At 69.4% G+C, this 6,616-nt stretch carries 6 protein-coding genes; all 6 read left to right on the forward strand.

Annotated elements, in window-relative coordinates:
- Window positions 1-2 precede the first annotated feature (2 nt).
- Entirely contained in the window at window positions 3-626 is a 624-nt protein-coding gene (locus tag GQ57_RS30675) for a HutD/Ves family protein (RefSeq protein ID WP_034199822.1), read from the forward strand.
- A 4-nt stretch (window positions 627-630) separates the two neighbouring features.
- Complete coding sequence (gene hutI, locus GQ57_RS30680) at window positions 631-1,854, forward strand: imidazolonepropionase (RefSeq protein WP_034199823.1); 1,224 nt, start codon at window positions 631-633, stop codon at window positions 1,852-1,854.
- 4 nt (window positions 1,855-1,858) lie between these two features.
- Complete coding sequence (locus GQ57_RS30685) at window positions 1,859-3,235, forward strand: formimidoylglutamate deiminase (RefSeq protein ID WP_034199824.1); 1,377 nt, start codon at window positions 1,859-1,861, stop codon at window positions 3,233-3,235.
- Between the two features lie 59 nt (window positions 3,236-3,294).
- Window positions 3,295-4,092 carry an N-formylglutamate deformylase gene (gene hutG, locus GQ57_RS30690; protein WP_034199825.1) on the forward strand — a complete coding sequence of 266 codons (798 nt, stop codon included), beginning with the start codon at window positions 3,295-3,297 and terminating at the stop codon, window positions 4,090-4,092.
- 705 nt (window positions 4,093-4,797) lie between these two features.
- On the forward strand, window positions 4,798-5,604 hold the full coding sequence (locus GQ57_RS30700; RefSeq protein ID WP_034199829.1) for a gamma-glutamyl-gamma-aminobutyrate hydrolase family protein: 807 nt from the start codon (window positions 4,798-4,800) through the stop codon (window positions 5,602-5,604).
- 12 nt (window positions 5,605-5,616) lie between these two features.
- On the forward strand, window positions 5,617-6,616 hold a 1,000-nt coding region (locus tag GQ57_RS30705), incomplete at its 3' end, for a glutamine synthetase family protein (RefSeq protein WP_034199826.1).

Genomic DNA, 6,616 nt, shown 5'->3' on the forward strand with positions numbered 1-6,616 from the left:
GCATGACGGCGCTCGATCAGGCGCCGGCGAACGCGACGCCGGCCGCCGCGCTGATCCGCGCAGCGGATCTCGTCGCGTCGCCGTGGAAAAACGGCGGCGGCGTGACGCGCGAGATCGGCGCGTTTCCGCCGGGCGCCGCGCTCGACGCGTTCGCGTGGCGCGTGAGCGTCGCGGACGTCGGGACGGCCGGGCCGTTCTCGCGCTTCGACGGAGTCGACCGCACGCTCGTGCTGCTGTCCGGCGCGGGCATGACGCTCGCCGCGGAGGACGGCACGCGCCACGTGCTCGACGCGCCGCTGTCCCGCGCGGATTTCGCGGGCGAGACGGCGATCGACGCGACGCTGCACGAAGGCGCGACGCGCGACTTCAACCTGATGACGCGCCGCTCGGCCGCGCGCGGCACGCTCGACGTGTGGCGCGCGGGCGCGCACCGCATCGAGCGCGCCGATACCGTGCTGCTGTATTGCGCGACCGGTGCGGTCGGCGTCGACGTCGACGGCACGCACTACGCACTGAAGGAAATGGACACGCTGCGGCTCGACGGGCCGCAGCGTGCGTTTGACGTCGTCGTGAGCGGGAGCGGCGCGCTGCTCGCCGTATCGCTCGCCATCGGCGCACGAGACTGAACGCATGAAACCGACTGTCTGGCATCACCTGAGGCTGTGTCCGCACGGCCATCCCGACGAGACGATCGACGACGCGGCGATCGTCGTCGACGAAACCGGCACGATCGTCTGGCTCGGCGCGTTCTCCGCGCTGCCGCACGGCTATGCCCACTGGCAACGCGAGGATCTGCATGGCGCGTGGGTGACGCCGGGCCTCGTCGACTGCCATACGCATCTCGTGTACGGCGGCACGCGCGCCGACGAATTCGCGCAGCGTCTCGCGGGCGTCAGCTACGAGGAAATCGCGCGGCAGGGCGGCGGGATCGTGTCGACGGTGCGCGCGACGCGCGCGGCCGACGAGACGACATTGTTCGTGCAGGCCGCCGCGCGCCTGCAACCGCTGCTCGCGGAAGGCGTGACCGCGATCGAGATCAAGTCGGGCTACGGGCTCGACCTCGCGAGCGAGCGCAAGATGCTGCGCGTCGCGCGCCAGCTCGGCGAGCGCTTCCCCGTTACCGTCTACACGACCTTCCTCGGCGCGCACGCGCTGCCGCCCGAATATGCGGGCCGGGCCGACGCCTATATCGACGAAGTGTGCGAGCGGATGCTGCCGGCGCTGGCCGACGAGGGCCTCGTCGACGCGGTCGACGTGTTCTGCGAACGCATCGGCTTTTCGCTCGCGCAGACCGAGCGCGTGTTCGAGGCCGCGGCGCGGCGCGGGCTGCCCGTGAAACTGCATGCGGAGCAGTTGTCGAACGCGGGCGGCACGGCGCTCGCCGCGCGCCATCGCGCCTTGTCGGCCGACCACCTCGAATTTCTCGACGAAGCCGGCATCGAGGCGATGAAGGCGGCCGGTACGGTCGCCGTGCTGCTGCCCGGCGCGTACTACTTCATCCGCGAGACGCAGTTGCCGCCGATCGCGCTGCTGCGCAAGCACGGCGTGCCGATCGCGCTCGCGACCGATCACAACCCCGGCACGTCGCCGCTCGAATCGCTGTTGCTGACGCTGAACCTCGGCTGCACGCTGTTCCGCATGACGGTGCCTGAAGTGCTGCAGGGCGTCACGCGCCATGCGGCCGCGGCGCTCGGCCGCGCGGATCGCCACGGCGCGCTCGAAGTGGGGCGCCAGGCCGATTTCGCCGTCTGGTCGGTCGGCTCGCTGTCGGAGCTCGCCTACTGGATCGGCCGGCCGCTGTGCGAGCAGGTCGTACGCAGCGGCACCACCGTGTTTCGCCGCATGAATGGATAGCCTTATGACCGATACGATGTTGTTCGCGGAGCATGCCTACCTGCCCGACGGCTGGCGCCGCAACGTGCTGCTGAGCTGGGACGCGGCCGGTACGCTGACCGGCGTCACGCCCGACACCGACGCGCCGGCAGGCGTCGCACGCGCGGCCGGACCGCTGCTGCCCGGCATGCCGAACCTGCACTCGCACGCATTCCAGCGCGCGATGGCGGGGCTCACCGAATACCGCGCGAATCCGGCCGACAGCTTCTGGAGCTGGCGCGACCTGATGTACCGCTTCGCGCTGAAGATCACGCCCGATGCACTCGCGGCAGTCGCGCGCTGGCTGTATGTCGAGATGCTCAAGTGCGGTTATACGTCGGTGTGCGAATTCCACTACGTGCATCATGCGCCGGACGGTTCGCGGTATCCGCAGATCGCGGAACTCGGCATGCGTGTGATCGATGCCGCGCGCTCGGCCGGCGTCGGCATCACGATGCTGCCGGTGTCGTACCAGTTCGCCGGCTTCGGCAACAAGCCGCCGCGCGACGACCAGCGCCGCTTCATCAACACGCCCGACGGCCTGCTCGAACTGCTCGACGCGATGCGCCGCGCGGCGCCGGAGCATGGCGGGCTGCGCTACGGGGTCGCGCCGCATTCGCTGCGCGCGGTGTCCGAGAACGGGTTGCGCACGCTGCTCGACGGGTTGCCCGACGATGCGCCCGTGCATATTCATATCGCCGAGCAGACGGCCGAAGTCGACGACTGCGTGCGGGCGTACGGCGCGCGCCCGGTGCAATGGCTGCTCGATCGCTTCGACGTCGATACTCGCTGGTGCCTCGTGCATGCGACGCATGTCGACGCGGCCGAAACGGCGGCGCTCGCGAAGCGTCGCGCGGTTGCCGGCCTGTGCCTGACCACCGAGGCGAACCTCGGCGACGGCGTGTTCCCGGCCGTCGACTATCTCGCGCAGGGCGGCGTGATCGGCGTCGGCTCCGACAGCCACGCGTCGGTCGACTGGCGCGCCGAGCTGCGCCTGCTGGAGTACGGGCAGCGGCTCGTGCACCGCGCGCGCAACGTGCTGGCGAGCGACACGCAGGCGCATGTCGCCGATCGCCTGTTCGACGCGTCGCTCGCGGGCGGTGCGCAGGCCAGCGGCCGGCGGATCGGCGCGCTGCGCGAAGGGTGCCGCGCCGACTGGCTCGTGCTCGATCCCGATCATCCCGCGATCGCCGAACACGGCAGCGCGTCGTGGCTGTCGGGCATCGTGTTCGCCGAGCACGGCGAGACGCCCGTGCTCGACGTCTATACGGGCGGCGAGTGCGTGGTGAGCGGCCGCCGCCATCGCGACGAAGCCGCCGCGTATGCCGACTACCGCGCCGCGCTGGCGCAACTGCTGCGCTGACGCGCGCAACCGGCGCACGTCACGTGCGTGCGCCGGCGGACCTCCAACGGTGATGCGACATGACTGAACAACCGGCTGTATTCACGCTGAAGCAGGGCACGCTGCCGCTGCTGATTTCGATTCCGCATGCAGGCACCTGCATCCCCGACGATATCGCCGCGACGATGACGCCCGACGCGCGCTTCGTCGACGATTGCGACTGGCATCTCGAGCGGCTGTACGGGTTCGCGGCCGGCCTCGGCGCGTCGATCCTCGTGCCGTCGCACGCGCGCTATGTCGTCGACCTGAACCGTCCGCCCGACAACGAGAACCTGTATCCGGGGCAGGACACCACGGGGCTCGTGCCGGTCGATACCTTCGACAAGGCGCCGCTGTATCCGGCGAATGCGCAGCCCGGCAACGACGAGATCATGCGTCGCCGCGACCGCTACTGGCTGCCGTATCACGACGCGCTGCAACGCGAGATCGCTCGCCTGAAGCGCGAGCACGGCCGGGTGCTCGTGTGGGAAGCCCATTCGATCCGCTCGCACGTGCCGCGTTTTTTCGAGGGCCGCCTGCCGGACTTCAACTTCGGCACGTCGAGCGGCGCGAGCGCGGCGCCGGGGCTCGCGGAGGCGCTGGCCGCCCGCGTGCTCGAGCATGGCGGCTATACGGCTGTCGCGAACGGGCGCTTCAAGGGGGGCTACATCACGCGTCACTACGGCTTGCCCGACACCGGCGTGGAGGCCGTGCAGCTCGAGCTCTCGCAGATCACCTACATGGAAGAGACGCGTCCGTATGCGTATGACGAAACGCGTGCGGCGCGGATCGTGCCGCTGCTGCAGACGCTCGTCGAAACCGCGCTCGCGCATCGCTGATGGGCGGGCCGCCGGCATGCCGGCGCCATGCACGACACGGCATCGATCCCGGAGATCGATGCCGTTTTTTTTCGTCTGATCGTTGTCCGCCCGTTATCGTCGTCGAAACCTGAAAATTTGACGCAATTTTTAGGTGATATAAGCTGAATGTCAGGAAGCCGTCACGCGCGCACCGGCGGCGGGCCATCGATCGTGGCCGCACCGCGCCGGAAGCCGCTGCGGGACAGCTTGCCGACGTGTCGCCGCGCGGCGTTGCCGCATGCGCATCATCGCGATACGTGTCCTGCATTCATCAGTCAGTCGAGTACGATCGTGAAAGCCGCCAGCCCTTCGACACGCCGGACGCGATGTCCGTCGGCGGGCGCGCCGCCTCAGGCCGGGCCGATCCGGCATGCTGATTGCGGCACGCATGCCGCCCCCTTGCGAGAGCGTCGTTTCTTCGCCATGTCCCATCGCGGCCTGCGCCGCTTCAATCTCGTGACCGCGCACGTGTTCAGCGCGGTGCAGTGCGACGGCAGCGCGTCGTTGCTGCCCTAGCGTCCTGTTGCGTTTCCGTTCCGGGTCGCCCCGCCTGCCGCCGCATCGTGCGCGCGGCGGGCTCGTGCAGGTGCCTGCGTCGCATCGCGATGCGCGCGTGCGGCAGAGGCGCGAACCTTCATCGTTGTGCGCGCGAACGTGTCGCGCGCGATTGCCGGAGACACGCCCATGCGCGCGCGCCCGATCGTAGCCGTCACCGCCGACCGCATCCTGCGCGGCGAGCACCCGAACCACACGGCGGGGGAGAAATACCTGGCCGCGCTCGTCGACGGCGCCGGCGCGCTTGCGTTCGTGCTGCCCGCGCTCGGCGATCGCCAGCCGGTCGACGATGTGCTCGACGCGGTCGACGGCCTGCTGTTTACCGGCAGCTACTCGAACGTCGAGCCGCATCGTTACGGCGGCGCCGCGAGCGGTTCAGACACATTGCACGACCCCGCGCGCGATGCGACCGCGCTGCCGCTGATCCGTGCGGCGATCGACGCGGGCGTACCCGTGCTGGCGATCTGTCGCGGCATGCAGGAGCTGAACGTCGCATACGGCGGCACGCTGCATCAGCGGCTGCACGCGACGGCCGGCTTCGACGATCATCGCGAGCAGCCCGACGACCCGCTGGAACGGCAATACGGCCCCGCGCACGTCGTGCAACTCGCGCCGGGCGGCCTGCTGCAGCGGATCGCGCGCGGCGTGCACGACGCGACGGTCAATTCGCTGCACGACCAGGGCATCGAGCGTCTCGGTGCGGGGCTCGTCATCGAGGCCCGCGCTCCCGACGGACTGGTCGAGGCCGTCAGCGTGCGCCATGCGCGCGCGTTCGCGCTCGGCGTGCAGTGGCATCCCGAATGGCGCTACGCGGAACAGCCGCTGTCGCGCGACATTTTCGCGGCATTCGGCGCGGCGTGCCGCGCGCGCATGGCGCAACGCATTCATGCGGCCGGCGGTGCGACGCCGGCGCCGGCCGCATCCGACATCGACTGACAGAGGCCGATCATGCAACCCGAACTAAGCGAATTCCTGCGGCAGCACCGGATCACCGAGGTCGAGGCGATCATTCCCGACATGGCCGGCATTGCGCGCGGCAAGATCATTCCGCGCAACAAATTCGAGTCAGGCGAATCGATGCGCCTGCCGCAGGCCGTGATGGTGCAGACCGTCACCGGCGACTATCCGGAGGACGGCACGCTGACCGGCGTGACCGATCCCGACATGGTGTGCGTGCCCGATCCGTCGACGATTTGCCTGATCCCGTGGGCGGTCGATCCGACCGCGCAGGTGATTCACGACTGCGTGCACTTTGACGGCTCGCCGGTCGAGATCTCGCCGCGCTACGTGCTGCGCCGCGTGCTCGACCTGTACAAGGCGAAGGGCTGGCAGCCGGTCGTCGCGCCGGAGCTCGAGTTCTATCTGGTCGACATGAACAAGGATCCCGACCTGCCGCTGCGTCCGCCGGTCGGCCGCACCGGGCGCGCCGAAACCGGCCGGCAGTCGTATTCGATCGAAGCCGTGAACGAATTTGATTCGCTGTTCGAGGACATCTACGAGTACTGCGAGATGCAGGGCCTCGACATCGAGACGCTGATTCACGAGGTCGGCGCCGCGCAGATGGAGATCAACTTCGTGCACGGCGACGCGATGTCGCTGGCCGACCAGGTGTTCCTGTTCAAGCGCACGGTGCGCGAGGCCGCGTTGCGCCACAACATGTACGCGACCTTCATGGCGAAGCCGATGCAGGACGAGCCGGGCTCCGCGATGCACATCCACCAGAGCCTGGCCGACGCGCGCACGGGGCGCAACCTGTTCTCCGGCGAAGACGGCGCCGTGTCGCCGATGTTTCACAGCTATCTCGCGGGGCTGCAGAAGTACACGCCGGCGCTGATGCCGATCTTCGCGCCGTACATCAACTCGTACCGCCGGCTGTCGCGCTTCATGGCCGCGCCGATCAACGTGCAGTGGGGCTACGACAACCGCACGGTGGGCTTCCGCATCCCGC

The organism is Burkholderia sp. MSh2, assembly GCF_000731655.1.
Taxonomy (GTDB): domain Bacteria; phylum Pseudomonadota; class Gammaproteobacteria; order Burkholderiales; family Burkholderiaceae; genus Burkholderia; species Burkholderia paludis.

Coding starts and splice junctions, on each gene's coding strand:
- hutI (WP_034199823.1), top strand. CDS start 631: ATGAAACCGACTGTCTGGCATCACCTGAGGCTGTGTCCGCACGGCCAT.
- hutG (WP_034199825.1), top strand. CDS start 3,295: ATGACTGAACAACCGGCTGTATTCACGCTGAAGCAGGGCACGCTGCCG.
- GQ57_RS30675 (WP_034199822.1), top strand. CDS start 3: ATGACGGCGCTCGATCAGGCGCCGGCGAACGCGACGCCGGCCGCCGCG.
- GQ57_RS30700 (WP_034199829.1), top strand. CDS start 4,798: ATGCGCGCGCGCCCGATCGTAGCCGTCACCGCCGACCGCATCCTGCGC.
- GQ57_RS30685 (WP_034199824.1), top strand. CDS start 1,859: ATGACCGATACGATGTTGTTCGCGGAGCATGCCTACCTGCCCGACGGC.